The 20421-nt window shown below is 62.5% G+C and carries 19 protein-coding genes; 9 read left to right on the forward strand and 10 right to left on the reverse strand.

Annotated elements, in window-relative coordinates; genetic code table 11:
- Positions 1-23 precede the first annotated feature (23 nt).
- Positions 24-1397, reverse strand: a complete 1374-nt coding sequence (locus NKH73_RS23910; protein WP_352936840.1) for a serine hydrolase domain-containing protein — start codon at positions 1395-1397, stop codon at positions 24-26.
- 221 nt (positions 1398-1618) lie between these two features.
- On the opposite strand from NKH73_RS23910, the gene NKH73_RS23915 reads away from it, so the two are divergent.
- Both NKH73_RS23915 and NKH73_RS23920 read left to right on the forward strand, forming a co-directional pair.
- Positions 1619-2410: a glycoside hydrolase family 25 protein gene (locus NKH73_RS23915; protein WP_352936841.1), complete on the forward strand. Its 792-nt coding sequence runs from the start codon at positions 1619-1621 to the stop codon at positions 2408-2410.
- A gap of 80 nt (positions 2411-2490) precedes the next feature.
- The gene (locus NKH73_RS23920; RefSeq protein WP_352936842.1) at positions 2491-3669 is read left to right on the forward strand and encodes a lytic murein transglycosylase; all 1179 of its coding nucleotides are present in this window, start codon (positions 2491-2493) and stop codon (positions 3667-3669) included.
- A 5-nt stretch (positions 3670-3674) separates the two neighbouring features.
- On the opposite strand, the gene NKH73_RS23925 is transcribed toward NKH73_RS23920, so the two are convergent.
- The gene (locus NKH73_RS23925) at positions 3675-4568 is read right to left on the reverse strand and encodes a LysR family transcriptional regulator (protein ID WP_352936843.1); all 894 of its coding nucleotides are present in this window, start codon (positions 4566-4568) and stop codon (positions 3675-3677) included.
- 131 nt (positions 4569-4699) lie between these two features.
- On the opposite strand from NKH73_RS23925, the gene NKH73_RS23930 reads away from it, so the two are divergent.
- Positions 4700-5431, forward strand: a complete 732-nt coding sequence (locus NKH73_RS23930) for an SDR family oxidoreductase (protein ID WP_352936844.1) — start codon at positions 4700-4702, stop codon at positions 5429-5431.
- A 12-nt stretch (positions 5432-5443) separates the two neighbouring features.
- On the opposite strand, the gene NKH73_RS23935 is transcribed toward NKH73_RS23930, so the two are convergent.
- Positions 5444-6664: an alanine racemase gene (locus NKH73_RS23935; RefSeq protein WP_352936845.1), complete on the reverse strand. Its 1221-nt coding sequence runs from the start codon at positions 6662-6664 to the stop codon at positions 5444-5446.
- A 218-nt stretch (positions 6665-6882) separates the two neighbouring features.
- Between NKH73_RS23935 and NKH73_RS23940 the strand changes: the two genes are divergently transcribed.
- The gene (locus tag NKH73_RS23940; protein WP_352936846.1) at positions 6883-7800 is read left to right on the forward strand and encodes a DMT family transporter; all 918 of its coding nucleotides are present in this window, start codon (positions 6883-6885) and stop codon (positions 7798-7800) included.
- A 445-nt stretch (positions 7801-8245) separates the two neighbouring features.
- Here NKH73_RS23940 and metF read toward each other — a convergent pair whose 3' ends face one another.
- Together metF and NKH73_RS23950 are read right to left on the reverse strand one after the other, a co-directional pair.
- The gene (metF, locus tag NKH73_RS23945) at positions 8246-9163 is read right to left on the reverse strand and encodes a methylenetetrahydrofolate reductase [NAD(P)H] (protein ID WP_352936847.1); all 918 of its coding nucleotides are present in this window, start codon (positions 9161-9163) and stop codon (positions 8246-8248) included.
- The gene (locus NKH73_RS23950) at positions 9163-10185 is read right to left on the reverse strand and encodes an ArsR/SmtB family transcription factor (protein WP_352936848.1); all 1023 of its coding nucleotides are present in this window, start codon (positions 10183-10185) and stop codon (positions 9163-9165) included. The genes metF and NKH73_RS23950 overlap by 1 nt, the downstream gene beginning before the upstream one ends.
- Positions 10186-10328: 143 nt before the next feature.
- On the opposite strand from NKH73_RS23950, the gene tsaA reads away from it, so the two are divergent.
- The 4 genes from tsaA (at position 10329) to NKH73_RS23970 (ending at position 13270) form a co-directional block, all read left to right on the forward strand.
- Positions 10329-10850 carry a tRNA (N6-threonylcarbamoyladenosine(37)-N6)-methyltransferase TrmO gene (gene tsaA / locus NKH73_RS23955; RefSeq protein WP_352936936.1) on the forward strand — a complete coding sequence of 174 codons (522 nt, stop codon included), beginning with the start codon at positions 10329-10331 and terminating at the stop codon, positions 10848-10850.
- Positions 10847-11158 (forward strand): DUF2293 domain-containing protein, encoded by a 312-nt coding sequence (locus NKH73_RS23960; RefSeq protein WP_352936849.1) that lies wholly within the window; start codon positions 10847-10849, stop codon positions 11156-11158. The genes tsaA and NKH73_RS23960 overlap by 4 nt, the downstream gene beginning before the upstream one ends.
- A gap of 106 nt (positions 11159-11264) precedes the next feature.
- Positions 11265-12224, forward strand: a complete 960-nt coding sequence (locus tag NKH73_RS23965) for a D-amino acid aminotransferase (RefSeq protein ID WP_352936850.1) — start codon at positions 11265-11267, stop codon at positions 12222-12224.
- Positions 12225-12427: 203 nt separating this feature from the next.
- Positions 12428-13270: an SDR family oxidoreductase gene (locus NKH73_RS23970; protein WP_352936851.1), complete on the forward strand. Its 843-nt coding sequence runs from the start codon at positions 12428-12430 to the stop codon at positions 13268-13270.
- A 58-nt stretch (positions 13271-13328) separates the two neighbouring features.
- On the opposite strand, the gene NKH73_RS23975 is transcribed toward NKH73_RS23970, so the two are convergent.
- The 4 genes from NKH73_RS23975 to ettA form a co-directional block, all read right to left on the reverse strand.
- The gene (locus NKH73_RS23975; protein ID WP_352936852.1) at positions 13329-13946 is read right to left on the reverse strand and encodes an MOSC domain-containing protein; all 618 of its coding nucleotides are present in this window, start codon (positions 13944-13946) and stop codon (positions 13329-13331) included.
- Between the two features lie 140 nt (positions 13947-14086).
- Positions 14087-15208, reverse strand: a complete 1122-nt coding sequence (locus NKH73_RS23980) for a beta-ketoacyl-ACP synthase III (RefSeq protein ID WP_352936853.1) — start codon at positions 15206-15208, stop codon at positions 14087-14089.
- A gap of 113 nt (positions 15209-15321) precedes the next feature.
- Positions 15322-16092, reverse strand: a complete 771-nt coding sequence (gene tam, locus NKH73_RS23985; protein WP_352936854.1) for a trans-aconitate 2-methyltransferase — start codon at positions 16090-16092, stop codon at positions 15322-15324.
- Positions 16093-16134: 42 nt separating this feature from the next.
- Positions 16135-17784 (reverse strand): energy-dependent translational throttle protein EttA, encoded by a 1650-nt coding sequence (ettA, locus tag NKH73_RS23990; RefSeq protein WP_352936855.1) that lies wholly within the window; start codon positions 17782-17784, stop codon positions 16135-16137.
- Between the two features lie 251 nt (positions 17785-18035).
- On the opposite strand from ettA, the gene NKH73_RS23995 reads away from it, so the two are divergent.
- Positions 18036-19331, forward strand: a complete 1296-nt coding sequence (locus NKH73_RS23995) for a GGDEF domain-containing protein (RefSeq protein ID WP_352936856.1) — start codon at positions 18036-18038, stop codon at positions 19329-19331.
- Between the two features lie 27 nt (positions 19332-19358).
- Here NKH73_RS23995 and NKH73_RS24000 read toward each other — a convergent pair whose 3' ends face one another.
- Positions 19359-20393, reverse strand: coding sequence for a ribonuclease T2 family protein (locus NKH73_RS24000; protein WP_352936937.1), 1035 nt, complete (start codon positions 20391-20393; stop codon positions 19359-19361).
- Between the last annotated feature and the right edge of the window lie 28 nt (positions 20394-20421).

The raw sequence follows: 20421 nt of genomic DNA on the forward strand, positions 1-20421 counted from the left end.
AAGACCGCGACCCGCCGCATTCCTTAATGCAGCGCCTTTACCAACGCTGCCAACATCGTCTGCGGCCGGAAGCCGAGCTTGGCTGGCGTCAGGCCGAGCCGCACGACCACCAGCTGCTCGGAGGGGACGATGGCGACCGTCTGCCCGTCATGCCCTTCCATCCAATAGGTATCTCCAGGCAGACCCGCAGCAATGCCGGCGCCGGGGTTCTCCTCGTCGCCCGGGCCCTCGATCCACAACTGGCCCCTGCTGTAGACTTTTGAGGCCGGTGCTGCTTCCCGCATCCAGCCGACGAAACCGGCAGGCAGGATCTCCTGGCCTTTCCAGACACCACCCTGCAGCAGAAACTGGCCGAAACGCGCCCAGTCGCGAGCCGTGGCATAGAGATAGGACGAGCCGACGAACGTCCCGTTTTCGTCGACCTCGAATACCGCGCTCTGCATGCCGAGCGGCTCGAACAGTGCAATCCTTGGCCACGCCAGCGCCTTGTTCTTGTCGCCGATCGCATCCTGCCACAGCCGCGACAGCATCACCGCCGTGCCGCTCGAATAGGAGAACATTTTGCCGACCTCGCCGGTCAGCGGCTTGGCTGCGGCAAAGCGCGCCATATCAGGCTCGAGATAAAGCATCCGCGTCACGTCGGCGACGTCGCCATAGTCCTCGTTGAACTCCAGCCCGCTCGACATCGCCATCATGTCGGCGAGACTGATGGCGGTGCGGCCATCTGCTTTCCAGGGTCCGAACAGCCCCTGGTTCGTCATCGCCATCTTGCCGGCTTTCACCACGGTGCCGACGATCGCGGCGTTCACCGACTTGGTCATCGACCAGCCGAGCAGCGGTGTCTTTTCGGAAAAGCCGCTGCCATAGCGCTCGGCGACGATGCGCCCGTTCTTGACCACCACCACCGCACGCATGCCAGTGCCTGCCAATGCCGCATCGTCGAGGATATCAGCGATTTCAGGGTCCTGCGAGGCGTCGACCCTGTCGCCGTCCGGCCAGAGCGCGTCCAGCGGCGGCGTCAGCGCCGGCCCGGCGACTGCTTCGGCCGTGGCGGTGTCGCCATCCGGAACCAAGGTGCAGCCGAGACCGTCGCGAGCGACCGCGACGCTCTTGCCGAACACGCCGAACAGCCCAGCCGAGACCGTGCCCTGCTCCTTGTCGACGGAGATCCTCATCAGCCGCAGCAGCGGATGGCCGGGCGCCTGCACATCGACGGCGAGCACCTCATTGGCATCGCGTCCGGCAATAAAGACATTCGAGCAGACGATCTTGGCCGTGTAGCCCGAGCCGACGCGGATCAGTTCCGGCGGCGCCAAATACAGCCAGGCGGCGAGTGCTGCGACCGCCAGCACAGCCAGCCCGAGCAGCCATTTCACCAGCCTTAGAACAATCCGCATTTTTCCGACTCCCCCGGAAGCTCATCTATGTCATTGATTTGCCGCCACTGCTTCGGCAAAATCGCGGCTCCTGTCGTGCGCCGTGAACGGAATATCAACCATGATCGGCGATCACCAGGGATAGAAGCGGTCCTATGGGGAGATCGCTTGGGGGTACGGTCGAGGGGCCACCTGCAGCAACAACCCATCAGCGGCCGGCTGGAACCGGTTCAGGAGTAGCGATGCGCCGTTTCGCGGCTTTCATCATGCTGACGTTGCTGGGCGCCTGTTCGACCGTCGACGATCTTGCGCCGTCACTGCCGAGCGCCCCGACCGTTGCGGTGCGTGCACCCCGTTTTGACGACTCCGACCCGCATGAGTGGGAAAGCGGCGCGCCGTGGAGTTATGCCGTTCACGGCACCGACGTCTCCAAATACCAGACCTCGGTCGATTGGCCGGCGGCCAGGGCCAGCGGCATTTCCTTCGTTTTCATCAAGGCGACGGAAGGCGGCGATCGCTTCGACGAGTATTTCGACGAGCATTGGAGCCGCACGAAGGCCGCTGGAATTCCGCGCGCAGCCTATCATTTCTACTATTTTTGCACGCCGGCCGCCACGCAGGCGCACTGGTTCATCAAGAACGTGCCCAAAGACCCCTCGGCGATGCCGCCGGTTCTCGACATGGAATGGAACCCGCAATCACCGACCTGCAAGCTGCGCCCCAATGCGGCCACGGTGCGCAGCGAGATGAGCACATTCCTCGAAATCGTCGAAAAACATTATGGCAAGAAGCCGATCATCTACACCTCGATCGATTTCTTCGACGACAATGGCCTGTCGGCTTTCCGCGGCTACCCCTATTGGCTGCGTTCGGTGGCAGGCCATCCGCGCGAGAGATACGGCAGCCATCCCTTCACTTTCTGGCAGTACACCGGAACCGGCGTTGTGCCGGGCATAAGGGGCAAGGCCGATATCAATGTCTTCAACGGGTCGGAAGCCGCCTGGAACAAGTGGCTGCGGCAGAACACCCGTTGACAGCGGGCCTGCCGCCTGCTTTTCGACACAGCCAATGAAGGACGCCTGCAACCGCTGGTAATCTTCTCGGAAGGATGGCGATGCGATTGCGTTTGGAAATTCTCGCGGCGCTGCTTCTAGCTGCCACGGCGGTGCCAGCAGCGGCACAGCAATGCGGCGGCGATTTCGAGGCATGGAAGCAGGGCGTGGCGGCGGAGGCCAAGGCCGCCGGCGTCGGCACTGCCGGCCTTGAGGCACTGGAAAAAGCCACCGCCGATGAAAAGGTGCTGGCGCGCGACCGCTCCCAGGGCGTGTTCACCCAGACCTTCGTCGAATTCTCGAACCGCATGATCTCGCCTCATCGGCTTAAGCAAGGCGCGGCCAATCTGAAGAAATATTCCGATGTTTTTGCCCGCGCCGACCGGGAATTCGGCGTCCAGCCGGCGGTCATCGCCGCCTTCTGGGCACTTGAGACCGATTTCGGCGCAGTGCAGGGCGATTTCCACACACTGAACGCACTGGTCACGCTCTCGCATGACTGCCGCCGCCCGCAACTCTTTCGCCCGCAGATTGTGCCGCTGCTGACACTGATCGATCGCGGCGTCGTGCCGGCGGATGTCACCGGCGCCTGGGCGGGCGAAATCGGCCAGACGCAGATGCTGCCGTCCGACTATCTCAACCGGGGCGTCGACGGCGACGGCGACGAAGTCATCGACCTGCGCGGCAGCGCGCCTGACGTGATCATGACCACGGCCAACAAGATCATGTCGCGCGGCTGGAAACGCGACCAGCCCTGGATCGAGGAAGTCCGTGCGCCCGACGACTTGCCTTGGGACCAGACCGGCCGCACCAACAAGCTGCCGTTGACGCAGTGGGCTCAGTGGGGCGTCACCAACCCCGATGGCACGCCACTTGCCGACAACGGCCTGAAGGCAGGCCTGGCGCTGCCCATGGGCCGCAAAGGACCGGCCTTCCTCGTCTATCACAATTTCGACGTCTATCTCGAATGGAACCAGTCCTTCACCTATGCGCTGACCGCGGCAAATCTCGCCGCGCGGCTGGCGGGTGCGCCGCAACTAGACCCGCGCGATCCCGAACCCGGCCTCAACGGCGACCAGATGAGGGCATTGCAGACAAAGCTCGAGGCCAAAGGCTATGACGTGGGCACGGTCGACGGCATCCTCGGCACCAACACCCGCGAGGCGATCCGCAAGGAGCAGAAGCGGCTAGGCTTGCCAGTCGACGGCTGGCCGACACCGGAGCTTTTGGCGAAACTTTAAGCGGGTCATCGCCTGGCAAGCAGGAAGTCGATGAAGACACGCAACGCCGGCGGAACCTGCCGTGAGCTCGTGTGATATAGGTAAAAGCCCGGAAATCTGGGCGACCAGGCTTCGAGAAAACGGATGAGCTTGCCGGCTTCGATCCACGGCCGAACCTGGTAATCCAGCATGTAAGCCACGCCGATCCCATCCAGGGCCGCGCTGACCATCAGTTCCGTATCGTTGACCGTCAGACCGCCGTTCACGGCTATTTCCAAAGCGCGTTGGCCTCGCGCGAACTCCCATCGATAGATGTTGCCGCCACCGGGCCACTGGAAATTGATGCATTGGTGACGATGCAGGTCTGCAGGATGGCGGGGTATGGGGTGATGCTCCAGATAGCTGGGCGCGGCCACCGCGGCCATCTCCAACTCCTCGCTGAGTTTCACCGCCACCATGTCCTTATGCAGCCGCTCACCGAGCCTTATTCCGGCATCGAATCGTCCCTCCACAATGTCAGTCAGCATATCGTCGACGATTACGGTGACGGCAATATCGGGATAGGTGCTGCGGAAATCGCCGAGAATAGGAGCGATGAAACGCATGGCGGCGATACGTGGAACATTGATGCGCAGCGAGCCTGCCGGTCGATCGCGTGATGCACGCGCGTCGGCGACAGCCCCTTCGAGTTCGCTGAATGCCGGAGCGAGGCGGGCAAACAGCGTTTCGCCTGCTGCGGTCGGCGACACGCTGCGGGTCGTACGGTTGAGCAGCCGGACACCGACACGCTCTTCCAGCCCGCGTATCGTCTGGCTAAGCGCCGGCGGCGACACCCTGAGCCTGGCCGCGGCGCGGACGAAGCTGCCTTCCTTGACGATCGCTGCAAACGCGTTCAGCTCGGAGAACTCGCTCCCTCGCATTATGTACTCCAGACTTAACAAGCCTATTCGATAATAGGCTATTATCTGAGCAATAGCATGTCCCTAACTTCGACATGGAACCGCCGCTCGATTTGGAGCGGCCGCAGCCAGACGAGAAAAGGACAGCAGCTATGTATCATTCGCTCAAAGGCAAAACCGCGCTCGTAACCGGCAGTTCGCGCGGCATCGGACGCGCCATCGCCGAGGGCCTCGCGGCAAACGGTGCGGCCGTGGTCGTCAATTACGTCGGTAACGAGAAGGCCGCCCAGGAAGCCGTTGCTGCCATTCACGAGAATGGCGGAAAAGCCGTCGCCATTCGGGCCGATATCTCCAATATTTCCGACATAGGCCGGCTGTTCGATGAGACCGAAAGGCAGATAGGGACGATCGACATCGTCGTCGCCAATGTTGGCGTCGCCGTCATCAAGCCGTTGGTCGAGGCCACCGAAGCCGATTTCGACTATGTCTTCGGCGCCAACGCCAAAGGCACCTTCTTCACGCTTCAGGAGGCGGCGCGCCGCGTGCGCGACGGTGGCCGCATCATCGCCGTCTCCACCGGTGGAACCAAAATGTTCTTCACGCAGACGGCCCTTTATCTCGGCAGCAAAGGGGCCGTCGAACAGTTCGTCCGTGTCCTCTCGCGCGAGCTCGGGCCGCGCGGCGTCACTGTGAATGCACTTTCGCCAGGCTTTACCGATACCGACCTGCTGCCCGAGCGGGATCGCGCGATCGCCGCCGGCATGTCGCCTTTCGGCAGGATCGGAGCGCCGCGCGACGTTGCCGATGTCGCGGTTTTCCTCGCCTCCGACGAGGCCCGCTGGCTGACCGGCGAGAACATCCAGGCCGGCGGCGGCGTAGCCTGACCTGCGTATGGCCTAATCCGCCATCGTCTCCAGGCTCGCAAACCCCTGCGGCGCGTCGCCTTCGTCGAATGGCGTCGTCACCTCGACGAACGTGTCGGGATAAAAGCCGTTGAACCGGGTCCTGAGCGACAGCGAATAGGCGCCGATATGGCCGATCTCGATCCAGTCGCCGGTATCGACCGTTTCCGGCAGCCAGAACGGCCGCGACAGGATGTCGACGGAATCGCAGGTCGCGCCGCATACCTTGAACGGCACGATGGTCTTCTCCTCGCCATTGCGCGAGCGTATCGCCGGGTCTGGAATGAAGCGCGCCGGCAGCGTGATCTTGCCGGTCCACGAATCCGACAGCGACGCCCAGATGCCGTCATTGATGTAGAGCCGCTTGCCCTTGCGCAGCAGCACCCGCACGATCAGCGACAGGCAGCGCGCCACGATCACCCTGCCCGGCTCCGCCACCAGCGGCATCTGGTCGAACTGGTATTCCTTCAGATCGCCCGACAGCCGCGACATGATCTGGCCGAGCGACGGCATCTCGATCTGCTTGCGGTTGGGATCATGGCCGTATTCGGCCGGAAAACCGCCACCGACATCAAGCCCGGCAATGTCGAAGCTGACGCGGTTGCGCACCCAGTCGGCCGAGGCCAGCGCCCGCTCATAAGTGTCAGGATCCTCGATCTGGCTGCCGACATGGAAGCACAGCCCGACCTTGTAGCCCGTCCGGTTCAGCCGTTCGGCCAGTTCGACTGCATTGGCCGGTCCGGCGCCGAATTTCTTCGACAACTCGTAAGCAGCCGATCCTTTCGTCTGGATGCGCACGAACACGGTGATCGCGCCAGGATCGATATCGAGCGCCCTCACCACGCGGGTCAGCTTGGTGATCTCGTCCTCATGGTCGAGCGAGATGACGCGGATGCCATATTTCTCCAGCGCCAGCTTGATATCAGACTGTGCCTTTACCGGATGCATGTAGAGCATCTCGGCGTCGGGCGAGACGGCGCGAACGGCGGCGAATTCGCCGGGCGAGGCCACGTCGAAAGCGCCGACGCCGGCCTCGACCAGCGTCTTCAGCACGATCTGCTCGCCATTGGTCTTGACCGCATAGGCGGTCTTGCCGGGAAACATCCCCATGAACTGTCTGGCGTCCGCCTTCAGCACCTGCGGGCGAAAGCAATAAATCGGATCGTCCGGGCGAAGCGCCAACGCCGCTTCGCGCGCATTTTCGAATCGCTGCATGGACGAATCCCTCGACTTAGACTGCGCACAATTAATCCAACCTATGGGGGAATGAAAACAATTCTGTGTCTCGCACCCCTGACGCTGCGGCGCTACGCCAGATGATGGGAATGCTAGCCCATCGGTCTGGTTTCGGGTGGCACTTGCCATCGAACAGGATATGGCCTGAACAGACACCTGATTGGCTTGGCATTCAGAGCTATCTGGGAGGACGATCCATGGCGATCACAACCACGACGGCAATGCGCGGCCCTATGGTCCTGAAGGACTGGGGGCAGCTTCTGCTGCTCGGTGCGATCTGGGGCGGCTCGTTCTTCTTTGCCCGCATTGCGGTTGCCGAGCTTCCGCCGCTGGTGCTGGTGCTGTTTCGCGTCGCCATCGCGGCGCTGGCGCTGCAGCTCTATCTCGGCCTGCGCGGTCCGTCCTTCCGCCTCGCCTTGCCGCATGCCGGCCTGTTCTTCCTGCTGGCGCTCGTCAACAACGTCATCCCCTTCTCGCTGATCTTCGCCGGCCAGACCGAACTTGGCGCCGGCGTCGCCTCAGTGCTCAACTCAACGACGCCGTTCTGGACGTTGATCCTCGCCAACGCGCTGACATCAGACGAAAAACTCTCCTGGAACAAGCTTGCCGGGATCGCGCTCGGCATCGTCGGCACGGCGGTGATGATCGGCCCCGGCCTGCTTGCCGGGCTGGGCGGACCGGTCTGGGCGAAATTCGCGCTGATCGGCGCGTCGCTGTCCTATGCTGTCGCCCTGATGGTGGCCCGCCGCTTCAAGGGCGTGCCGTCACCGGTTATCGCCACCGGACAATTGACCGCCTCGACCATCATCATGATCCCGCTCGTGCTGCTCGGCTATGGTCCTGCCAATCTGTTTTCGGCCTCGCCGCCGGTCTGGGCGGCGGTGTTGGCGCTGGCGCTGCTGTCCACCGCCTTCGCCTACATCCTCTATTTCAATCTCGTCGCCTCGGCAGGCGCCACTAACGCCTCGCTGGTCACGCTGATCGTGCCGGCCAGCGCCATCCTGCTTGGCTTCCTGTTCCTGGGCGAACGGCTTGAATTGTTCGAACTCGGCGGCATGGCGTTGATCGCGCTCGGCCTAGTCACCATCGACGGCCGCCTGTTCGGCCGACGGTAAAGTGGCGCGCATCCAATTGGACGCGCAAAATCGATTCCGATTTCGGCGGTGGTAGCGCTGCCATATCCACCCTTGCCCCGGCTTCGTCACAATTTATACACAGGTCCTAAGTCGGATTTTGCCGAAGAGTTTCAATACCTAACGGCAAAGAGCAGGTCGTGAATTCCACATTGTCGTCGCAATGCAGCACATTTTCCGCTTGCCTGTGGCACAAATGACCCTAGACTCTCGCCATAGCTCTTTAAGAGGAGGCTATGACATGGGACTCACGAGGCCGATCAACGCATTGATGATTTGTGCTGCGTTTGCATTTATCGGAGCCCTGATTATGGGCTTTCTTCCTTAGACCCGCCAAAGCGACGGAAGATCAGCACAGACTAGTCCAAGTCATTGAAAAGGCCGGGTTTTACCCGGCCTTTTTGGTTTTCCAAAACGTCGATAGAGCTTACGCTGCGGCAGATCCGGCAGCTTCGGCCTCATGCGAGCGGATGCCGATCATGTGGCAGATGGCAAAGACCAGATCGGCCCGGTTCATGGTGTAGAAGTGGAAATCGCCGACGCCGCGCTCGACAAGGTCCAGCACCTGCTCGGCCGCCACCGCGGAGGCTACCAGCGCATGCGTCTGCGGGTCCTTCTGAAGCCCGTCGAAGCGCTCGGCCAGCCATGCTGGCACCAACGCGCCGGCGCGCGACGAGAAATTGGCGACCTGGGTGAAATTGTGGACCGGCAATATGCCCGGCACGATCGGTATGTAGATGCCGGCGCGCCGCGCCCGCTCGACATAGCGCTCGTAGAGATCATTGTCGAAGAAGAACTGGGTGATCGCCCGCGTCGCGCCATTGTCGACCTTGCGCTTCAGCATATCGATGTCGGTGGCGAAATCCGGGCTCTCCGGATGCTTTTCCGGATAGGCGGAGACCGAGATGTCGAAATCGCCAACACCTTTCAGCGCCCCCACCAGTTCGGCACCATTGGCGTAGCCGTCCGGATGCGGACGGTAGGCAGCGCCGACGCCCTCGGCCGGATCGCCGCGCAAGGCAACGAAGCGGGTGACACCCATGTCGGCGAATTCCTGAATGACCTCGTCGACCTCATGACGCGCCGCGTTGACGCAGGTCATGTGCGCCGCCGGCGTCAGCGCCGTTTCGTTGAGGATGCGCTTGACCGTGCGCGCCGTGCGCTCGCGCGTCGAGCCGCCGGCGCCGTAGGTGACGGAGACGAATTTCGGCTTGAGCGGCTCCAGCCGGGTAACTGTATCCCACAGCCTTGCTTCCATCTCGTCGCTCTTCGGTGGGAAGAACTCGAATGAAACCCGAATCTTGTCGCCAATGTCAGGGCGGCGGGAGAAGCGGAACTGGTTCATCAGGCGGTTTCCCCTATCGGATAGGCATTGGCCGGTTGTGCGTGGCTGGAAGGATCGGCGATCAGCATGCGCTGGTCACGGCCGAGCCACAGCTTGACGGTGAGCCTGGCCTCGTTGCCGCCGCGCGGCTCGAATTCCTGGCTGTCTTCGAGGTCGAGCCCGGCCTCGGAAAACCATTCGGTGATCTGGCGGTCGGAAAAGCCGAGCCGCACATGCGCGTGCACGTCGCGTAGGAATTCCAGCGTATGCGGCGCGAAATCGACGATCACCAGCCGGCCTGCCGGGCGCAGCAACCGTGCTGCCTCGCGGATGGCGCGGGCGGGATCATCGAGATAGTGCAGCACCTGGTGGATGGTGACGAGATCGAAGGCGTCGCGCTCGACCGGTGGCGCAAAAATGTCGCCCTGGCGCACCTGCGCATTCGAAATCCCTGCTTTGTCCAGGTTGGCCCGCGCCACCGTCAGCATCTCGCGCGACATGTCGATGCCGACGCCACGCCGGTAGAGCGGCGAAAAGATTTCGAGCAGCCGCCCGGTTCCGGTGCCGAGATCCAGCATCGACTGGAACGGGCGCTTGCCGACGAGCTTGAGCAGCGCTGCCTCGACGGCGCGGTCCGGCACGTGCAGCGAGCGGATATGGTCCCAACTCGCGGCATTCACGGAGAAATATTCGGCGGCGCGATCCTGCCGCTTGCGCTTGACCGCTGCCAGCCGCTCGAGGTCACGCTCGACCTGCGGGTCGGCGCCCCGGATGCCGGAAACCAGCCTGAGCACGAAATCGCGCGCCGCATCCGAATCCGACAGCCGGAAGAAGGCCCACGAGCCCTCCTGATAACGGCCGATAAGCCCCGCCTCCAGCAAAAGCTTCAGGTGGCGCGAGACGCGCGGCTGCGACTGGCCGAGGATTTCGGTGAGATCGGAAACGGTCAGGTCGCCGCGCGATAGCAACGCCAGGATGCGCAGCCGGCTGGATTCGGCCGCCGCCTTCAATGTATCTACCATAGTGTCGAGAGCGACATGCATGCGAGCATTCTCTTTGAAAAAGATATAAACATATGTTTATGTCGATTTTGATAGGCTTGCAAGCGCTATGTCGCTTCCGGACAAGAAAATGGCGCATGCGTGGCGGATCACGCAAAGCTGGAAACACGATCGAGGCGAAAACCATGTTCGAGATGCGCAGCGGCGAAAAGCTTTTGGCGACCGATCCGGCCGATATGCCACCGGACGGCCATGTCGTGTTCATTGGCCGCATCGCCTCTCCCTGGACCACGCGGGAAACGTGCCCGAAGAACATGGGAGCCGCGCGGGAGACGGGACAGCCGGCGGTTCTCACGATCGACCTGCCCTATCGTAACGGCTTGCTCGGCCTGGAGCGCGCCAGCCACATCGTCATCCTGTCCTGGCTGCACCACGCACCGCGGACCCTGATTGTCCAGAAACCCCGCCATGCGGCCGAGCCGAAAGGCGTTTTTTCGCTACGCTCCCCTGCCCGGCCGAACCCTGTCGGGCTGCATGTTGCAAAGCTGGTCGCCGTCGACATCGACACGGGCCGTATCGATGTCGACGCCATCGATGTGCTCGACGGCACGCCGGTCATCGACATCAAGCCTTATTTCGCTTCGACCGATGCCTTTGCCGAGGCGACCATCGCCGGACGGGACGAGCCTGGAAGGATCGAAAGATGAACGCGCCGACCGGCCGCCGCCGCGCCATCGCCAAGGCGCTGACTGCACTCTTGCCGCTGGCGCCCTATGCCGACATGGAAAAGATCCGCGCCGACGCCGGCGCCGTGCATATGAAGACCTTGCCGCCGACGATTGCCGTGTGGCTGGCGACGACGGCCCATATCCGCCATGTGCACACCGACTACGAAAAGCTGCTGGCCGAAGGCTACGACCGCGACTCGGCGCGTTTCTTCGTGATGGAACAGATCAACATTGTGCTGACCCGCTGGCGCGCCACGCGTCTGCTCGATGACAACGAGGAAGAATAACTGGTTCTCAATGGCCCAGTGGCAAGCCCAGCCTGTGTCTTGTGCCACCCACCGTGCCGCTCTATTCCGTCATCTGGTCGGCGAAAAACGACCTGAGGGGGACGTGATGAGCAAGTCGATCGACCCGCAAGCCAACCGCCTGCCTGAGCTCTCCGCCCATCATCAAGACCCGCACGCCTATCCGGATGGCGTTGCCTTTCTGGACGGGCAATATCTGCCGATGTCGCAAGCCAAGATCTCGGTTCTGGATTGGGGCTTCCTGCATTCCGACGCCACCTACGACACGGTGCATGTCTGGGACGGTCGCTTCTTCCGCCTAGACCTGCATCTCGACCGCTTCTTCGGCGGGCTGGAGAAGCTGCGCATGACGATCCCGTTCGACCGCGAAGGCGTGGCCGAAATCCTCCACAATTGCGTGGCGCAGTCGGGTCATCGCGCCGCTTATGTCGAAATGCTGTGCACGCGCGGCGTCTCCCCGACCTTCGGCCGTGACCCGCGCGAGGCGGTCAACCGCTTCATGGCTTTCGCCGTTCCCTTCGGCTCGGTCGCCAATGCCGAGCAATTGCAGCGTGGGCTGCATATTGCGATCAGCGACAAGGTGCGCATCCCACCGGTCTCAATCGATCCAGCGATCAAGAACTATCACTGGCTCGACCTGGTGCGAGGCCTCTACGACGCCTATGACCGCGGCGCGGAGACCGCGCTGGTCCTCGATTTCAACGGCAATGTCGCGGAAGGCCCCGGCTTCAACGTCTTTTGCGTGAATGACGGCAAACTGGCGACGCCGGCTGTCGGCGTGCTGCCCGGCATCACCCGCCGCACGGTGTTCGATCTCTGCACGAAGGCAGGGCTTGCCGTGACAGCGGCCGATGTCAGCGTCGCTACGCTGCGTCAGTCCGACGAGGTCTTCATCACCTCGACTGCCGGCGGCATCATGCCGGTGACGATGATCGACGGTGTTCCGGTCGCGGACGGCAAGGTCGGCGCGATTACCAGGCGTCTCATGGCGATCTATTGGCAAAAGCACGAGGACCCGGCCTGGTCGAGGCCAGTGCACTATCCCTGATTCAAGCCTGACCGGCTGTTGTGGCGCAGGCCCTCATCAACAAAACGTGCTCGACCTTGATAGGTCCGGAATGCTCCGTATATGCCGGAACGGAGTAGCCTCCGTTTAGACCATGACCCAAAAGTGGAATCCGTTTTCGGAGAAGATCATGGTCAAACAAGAACCGAACAATCAAAGCCCGTAAGGGCAAGAACTGGTGGATCATGACACACAAGGTTTGGTTTATTACCGGATCGTCGAAGGGTTTCGGCCGCGTCTGGGCGGAAGCTGCCCTCGCCCGTGGCGACCGCGTCGCGGCAACGGCCCGCGATGCCGGCACGCTTGCCGACCTCGTCGACAAATATGGCGACCGTATCGCCGCGATTAAGCTCGACGTCACCGACAAGACGGCCGTCGATGCCGCCATTGCCGAAGCGCATAGCCGCTTCGGCCGGCTCGACGTCGTCATCAACAATGCCGGCTATGGCCATTTCGGCGCTATCGAGGAAATCAGCGAACAGGAGGCCCGCGACCAGATCGAGACCAATGTGTTCGGCGCTCTCTGGGTGACCCAGGCTGCCCTGCCGATCATGCGGGCGCAGCGTTCCGGCCACATCATCCAGATCTCGTCGATCGGCGGCGTCAACGCCTTCGCCATGGTTGGTCTCTACCACGCCTCGAAGTGGGCGCTGGAAGCCTTCAGCCAGTCTCTCAGCCTGGAGGTCGCGGAGTTCGGCATCCACGTGACGCTTGTCGAGCCGGGCGGTTTCTCCACCGATTGGGCCGGCCCGTCCGCCAAGGTCTCGAAGCCGATCGCGGCCTATGAGCCGGCCCGCGCCGCGATGGCGGAGCGGCGCAAGCGCTCGGTGGCTGGTGACCCTGTCGCCACGGGACCGGCAATGCTTGAAATCGTCGATGCGGCCGAACCACCGCTCAGGGTGTTCTTCGGCGATGGCGGCCTGCCGATGATCAAGCAGGAATACGCCAACCGCATCGCGCTGTGGGAAAAGTGGGATCACGTGTCCGTCACGGCGCAGGGCGCGAACAAGAACCGCAAGGCCGCCTGAGGCCTTCTGGATTCTCGCTACGCCGCCGTCTCGGCGGCGTAGCCCACCATCACCTGACTTAGGCCCGGTAAATCCATTGCTCCGGCACGCGCACCGAAATCTCCTCGCCTGTGGTGATGCGGCCAGGCTTTTCGACCCAGGCGACGAGGCCGCGCAGCCGCTTTGCCGCCTTCGGGAACAGCAGCGCGCCGGCCTCGTGGTCGGCCATTCCGGCATTTTCGGCGACCGAGCGTCCGGCGATGCGGCAAGGACCGTTCTGCGCGTCGACCTTGATGGTGACGCCACCTTTGAAGAACAGCAGCGTGCCGGAAGGCAGCATGGAAAGATGCGGCAGGCCCTCGATCAAGAGGTTAGCGCCGATCCACTCCGGCCTGATCTCGGCGATGCCCATCCGCCCTGCCACGATCGCCAGCTCGTCCGCCGCCACGATGGACAATTGCCGCTCGTTGCGTATCTCGGTGCCGCGTGGATACCAAGGCTCGCGCCCACCGGAGCGACGTGTCATGCCGGCATGGAAATCGCCGTCGATGCCATTGAAGCCAAGCCGCAATTCATCCACTGCGCGGGTCTCGAAATGATCCGATGGCGCGACGTAGAGCGCCGCCACCTGCGCGGCAAGCTTCCGCGCCGGGATGATTTCAACCGGATTTTCGACCTCGGGGAAGAGATCCAGCATAGGCTTCGCTCCTTGCGTGATGCCACGCAATTAGCCGCAGTCAGCTCATCAGGTCCAGTCGAAAGCGCTGATGCTCCAATCAAGGAGACTGATACGATGTATCGGGCGCCTTCCAATGCTGACGCCGTCGCCCAAATAGATCAGAGCATGCGCAACAGCGCGCCGCCAATTGAATAGCCGGCGCCGAAGGCGCAAAGCAGGCCGTAGTCGCCGGCTTTCATGTCGACGTGGTTCTCCGATAACGCGACGATCGCGCCAGCGCCGGCGGTGTTGCCGAGGCGCTCCAGCACCATCGGCGCGCGGTCATGGCCGACCTCGTGGCCGAACGACAGTTTTAGGATCATGGCGTTCATCCGCGCATTGGCCTGATGCAGCCAGAAGCGCCGGATCGCCTGCGGCGTCAGCCCGTGTTCGGCCAGGAACTCGACGATGAACTTGTGCCCAGCGACGGTGACTTCCTTGAACACCTTGTTGCCGACCTGCTTGATCAAATTGCCTTCCAGATTGATCATATACGGATCGTCCTGGGCGGTGCGCGTGTGGTAGCCGAGATTAGTGCGGATGTTGTTGGACATCTGCGTCCAGGTGCGCGTGTCGAGCACCTCGAAGCGGCCAGGCCGCTTGTCGCCCTGGGCGAGCCCCTCCACAACCATCGAGACAGAAGCGTCGCCGAAGATGAAATGCGTCTGCCGGTCTCGGAAGTTGAGATGGCCGGTGATGATCTCAGGCGTCGTCACCAGCACGCGCCTGTGCGCGCCGGCCCGCACCAGGTTGACCGCGATGTGCAGTGCCGCCGCCGCCGACGAGCAGCCAAGGCCCATGTCGAAGCCGGCGCCTTTCGTGCCCATCGCCTGCTGCATCTCGATGGCGATCGCCGGATAGGGCCGCTGGTGGTGCGAGGCCGAGCAGATCACCAGATCGATATCAGATGGCTCCAGGCCGGCATGATCGAGCGCTTTCCTGGCCGACGCGATGCCGAACTCGGCTTCCAGCGACAGCGCGTCATCGGGCCGCGCCGGAATGCGCGGCGCCATGCGGGTCGGGTCGAGGATACCTTCCCGCTCGATCACATGGCGGGTCTGTACGCCCGAAGCATGGACGATGAAGGCACTGTCCGACTTCTGCAGCAGCGTCTCGCCCGAAGCCTGGCGGCGGACATTCTCCATCTCGACCCAGGCATTGAAGCTGTCGACCAATTCTTCATTGGTGATCGAAGGCTCGGGGATTTCAACGCCAAGGCCGCTGATGATGACGCGATGCATTTCCAGTTCGTCCCCATGCGCAGGCGTTGCGGCTTGATGTGGGCGCCGCGAGAGCTCGGCGCAACATCTTTCGCACCAAGCTGGTTTATGCCGGCTTAAATCAAGTGCCTGAGCTAAGCTGAGCGCCGCGCGACGATGAACAGGCGCGGGAAACGCAGCAGCACCTTGCCGTTTGCCGTCTTCGGATAGGCTTCGGTTATTCTGGCAGTGTAGCGCTTGAGGAAAAGCCGCCGCTCGTCCTCGTCGAGCGGATCGAGGAACGGCTTCAGCCCGGTCGACTTCAGCCACTCGACGATGGCTTCGGCATCGGCCAGCGGATGATTGTAGGCGGTGTGCCAGACGTCGAGCCGGTCGGAGAACGGCGACAAAAGATCGTAATAGAACGACACCGGCGGCAACGACCCGCGCGCAGCACCCTCGAGTTTTTTGGCAAACGGCATTTCGGCCGCCGTCTCCCGCATCAGCCGATGCGAGGGCTCGCTCATATTGTCGGGCATCTGCACGGCAAGCGCGCCGCCGGGCGCCAAAAATCCCATCAGCCGCTGCAAAATCGCCGGATGATCGGGCAGCCACTGGAACACAGCATTGGCAAAAACAACGTCGACCGGTTCCGCCGGCTGCCACGCCGCCGCATCGGCCAACTCGAAGGTTACATCAGGCAAACGTGCCCTCGCCTTCTGGATCATGTCAGGCGAGCTGTCGAACCCGCTGACCTGCGCACTCGGCCAGCGTTCGACCAGCAATTCGGTCGAATTGCCAGGTCCGCAGCCGATATCGACCACCCGCTGCGGTGCTTCCACCGGCACCTGCGCGACGAGATCGCGCGACGGCCGCGTGCGCTCGTCCTCGAATTTCAGATATTGGGCGGCGGACCAATCAGCCATCTCAGCTCCTCAGATCATTAGAGAATTCGCCGCCCCTAAACCTTATCTGGTCAGCCGCTTATATGTCATGCGGTGCGGATTGACGGCATCGGGGCCGAGCCGGCGGATTTTGTCCTGTTCGTAATCCTCGAAATTGCCCTCGAACCATTCGACATGGCTGTCACCCTCGAAGGCGAGGATGTGCGTCGCCAGACGGTCGAGGAACATGCGATCGTGCGAGATGATGACGGCGCAGCCGGCGAAGCTTTCCAGCGCGTCTTCGAGTGCAGCCAGCGTTTCCGTATCGAGATCGTTGGTCGGTTCGTCGAGCAGCAGCACATTGCCGCCGGTCTTCAGCATCTTGGCCAGATGCACGCGGTTGCGCTGGCCGCCGGACAGATTGCCGACCTTCTGCTGCTGATCGCCGCCACGAAAGTTGAACGACGCGCAATAGGCGCGGGTGTTGGCCTCGAACTTGCCGAGCTTGACCACTTCGGCGCCGCCCGAGATTTCTTCCCACACGGTCTTGGTTGGGTCGAGTGCATCGCGGCTCTGGTCGACATAACCGAGCTTGACCGTCTCGCCGACGCGGATCGTGCCGGCATCCGGCTTTTCCTGGCCGGTGATCATGCGGAACAGCGTCGTCTTGCCGGCGCCGTTCGGGCCGATGACGCCGACGATGCCGCCGGGCGGCAGCTTGAATTCGAGATCGTCGATCAGCAGCGTGTCGCCAAAGCCCTTCGATAGGCCGTCGACCTCTATCACCACATTGCCGAGCCGCTCGCCATGCGGAATGACGATCTGCGTGTCGCTCGGGCGCCGCTTGTCGGCTGCGTCCAGCAGATCCTGGAACGCCTGGATGCGCGCCTTCGACTTGGTCTGCCGGGCCTTCGGGCTGGACTGGATCCACTCGCGCTCGCGGCCGATCGCCCGCTGGCGTGCATCGTCCTCGCGGCCCTCCTGCTTGAGCCGCTTGGCCTTGGCTTCGAGATATTTGGTGTAGTTGCCCTCATAGGGGATGCCGCGGCCGCGGTCGAGCTCAAGAATCCAGCCGGTGACATTGTCGAGGAAATAGCGATCGTGGGTGATGATCATCACCGCGCCCGGATAGGCACGCAGATGCTTTTCCAGCCATGCCGTCGTCTCGGCGTCGAGATGGTTGGTCGGCTCGTCCAGCAGCAGAAGGTCGGGCTGGCGCAGCAGGAGCTGGCAAAGCGCGACGCGGCGGCGCTCGCCGCCCGACAGCTTGGTGACGTCGGCTTCCTTGGGCGGACAGCCCAGCGCTTCCATAGCCATCTCGACCTGCTGTTCGAGATCCCACAGGTTGAGGCGGTCCATCTCGTCCTGGAGCTTGGCCGACTCGTCGGCCGTCTCGTCGGAATAGTTCATCATCAATTCGTTGTAGCGCTCGATGATGGCGGTCTTGGCGGCAACGCCTTCCATGACGTTCTCGAACACCGTCTTGTCCGCATCGAGTGCCGGCTCCTGCGCCAGGTAGCCGACGGTAGCACCCTCGGCCAGCCACGCCTCTCCGTTCCACTCCTTGTCGATGCCGGCCATGATCTTGAGGACCGTCGACTTGCCGGCGCCGTTCGGGCCGAGGATGCCGATCTTGGCGTCGGGGTAGAAGGAGAGGTGAATGTTCTCGAGCACCTTCTTGGTGCCATAGGCCTTGTTGAGGCCGGCCATGTGATAGATGAACTGGCGTGCCACGCGCGCTTTCCCTGAAAAGTCGACTGGAATGTCGGATTGAATGGAAGTTGCGCGCTATGTAGGCGATGCCGCGCCGAACGGCAAACTGTTTTGGCATTTCGGACCTGACTTCGGGCCGGACGGGCCCATCGAACTGTCTCCGCTTTCGCTCGCTGCATGTGCCCAACGAAAGCTGCGGTTAATCATTCCGCGTCAAAGGTGTTGGATGGGGAATCGCCGGCAAGCAGCGATTTCTGCAACGAGATCGGATCGTGCTGAACAGTTTCCTGCTCCTTGCCGAAGCGGTCATCTACTTCGGCGTCATGGTCACGCTTTTCCGATTCAGGCACCGTATCGGCCTCGGCGTTTTTGTCTGCGCCCTCGGGGTCATGCATTTCCTGGAAACCTACCTCGCCAGCGTGTTTTACGTCGCGCTGCCGTTCGGCATGGTCTCGCCGGGTTCCGCCGTGCTGTTCTCCGGCAAGCTGGTGATGCTCCTGCTTCTCTACATCAAGGAGGACGCGGCAACCGTCCGGCAGCCCATCTACGGTCTGTTGCTCGGCAATGCCTTGATGATCGGGCTTGTACTGGTCCTGCGCCTGCATGAGATCGCGCCGCTTCCCAACGGCAAACTTCCCGATATCGGTTTCATCGACCAGATGGGCTGGCTGATGGTGTGGGGCACGACGCTACTGTTCGTCGACGCCATCCTGATCATCCTGCTCTACGAAAAGCTTGGGCGTTATCTCCGCAAGGCGCTGTTCTCTCGCATTCTGATCTCCGTCGCATGCGTGCTCACTTTCGATCAGGCTGGATTTTTCGCCGCGCTGCATTTCGTCACCGGTGCACCGATCGCGGTTTTCTTCGGCGGCTGGTTCGCCAAGATGGGCGCGGCGCTTGCCTACAGCACCATGCTTGTCGCTTACATCAGATGGTTCGAGGCGCGGCAGATCCCGGCGCCGCGCGGGCTGTCCGACATCTTCGACACGTTGACCTACCGCGAGCGCTATGAGGCGCTGGTCGAGCATGTCGGCCGCGACGGGCTCACCGGCCTGCTACACAGGGGTCGCTTCGACAGCGACGGTGAAACCGCAGTTGCCGCCAGCCTGCGGACGGCCAAGCCGCTCAGCCTCCTGATCATCGACGTCGACCATTTCAAATCGATCAACGACCGCTTCGGCCACGCAGAGGGCGACAAGGTGCTGAAAGCCGTCGCGGCACTGCTTGGCGAGATTGTCGGTCCCGAGGATCAGGTGTTCAGGATCGGCGGTGAGGAATTCGCCATCCTCTGCTCACGTTCGCATTCGGTAGCCAGGCTTCTTGGCGAAAACATCCGGCACGCGGTCAAGACATCCGCAAGCACCAGCCGGTTCGACATCACAGTCAGCGCCGGCATCTCCACCGTCAGTGAGACGACCCGCTGCCTTGCCGATGTTTTTGCGCTGGCCGACCAGCGCCTCTACAAGGCCAAATCGACCGGACGCGACCGCGTCGTCGGCGAACCGGGCGGCCACGAGGCCGACAGCCTCACTGCATGGACCAAATCAGGGCGCAGCGCCGAAGCATAATTTCCGGCTTGCCTGCTGGCTTGCCTGTTATTGGAATCCTGTGGAATCGACAACGCCTTTCGGGCAGCCGGCTTTGCTTGTCGGCGCGGCAGCCTGCATCAGGTCGCCGAGCCGACTGCTCGGACCGATTGGGCCGGTGAGGCCGAGCGTCAGCTCACCGATCAGCCGCCTACCACTCGTCGAATCGACCAGGCAGGATACCCGGACCCGCTCACCTGCCCCGGCGCCAAACGCGCTATCGAAGGCACTGCGGATCTGATCCGACGTCAGTTGCTTGCCGATATTCTTTGCGAACAGATCGCGCACAGGCGAAGCATTCACCGCGCGCATCAGGTTCAGCGCATCGGAAAAATACGCTTGCTGGCTCTTGCCGTAGCAGGTGCCATGCTTGATCCACTCATGCCTTTCGAGAGCGGATGCGGTGCCCGGCATCACCCGATCGAGCTCCGACCGCGTGTTCGGGTCGATCTCGACGGGCGGCAGGTCCTGCCAGTGCGCCGGATTGTCGTTGGCCTTGTCGGCCGCTGCCACCTCGCAATAGAAATTTCCGTTCGGCTGCGGCCACAGCCCGTGCAAGGTGAAATGCGTCGCATCGAATCCACCAGCGGTCTGCGCCTTGCATTCGGTCTTGCCGGGCCTGGTTTCGCAAAAGGCGGGCTGCCAGCTCAGCGCGAGGACATATTCAGGCTTTCCCGAAGCCGGCGCAGCAGACTTCTCCCCTTCGGCCGGCACAGGTACGGCTGGCGCAGGTGCTGCCGATTCCCCGGATGCGCTGCCGCCCGAAACATGGCCGCAATCGACCTTCACCCAGCGACGCTCCGGATCGGCCCCCGGCACGCGGATCAGATAGTGCGTAGGAGCATCCTTGTTGCCAGCCAGCAGCTCGTAGCTCTGTCCCGCATCGGTCGAGATGCTGCCGGGGTTTTTGCCGCTCTTGATGGCCTGGGTCGCTGGGCAGGTGGCGTCGGCTACGAAAGAGCCGCTCATCTTGACCTCGGCTTGCGCAGCGCCCGCCAGCGACATGACCAGAAGCGTCAATCCGAAAACGAGACCTATCCGCATGCGCATAAAAGTACCCCCGGCTGAAAAA

Origin of the sequence: Mesorhizobium sp. M0938, from assembly GCF_040319125.1 — a bacterium.
GTDB lineage: Bacteria > Pseudomonadota > Alphaproteobacteria > Rhizobiales > Rhizobiaceae > Mesorhizobium > Mesorhizobium robiniae.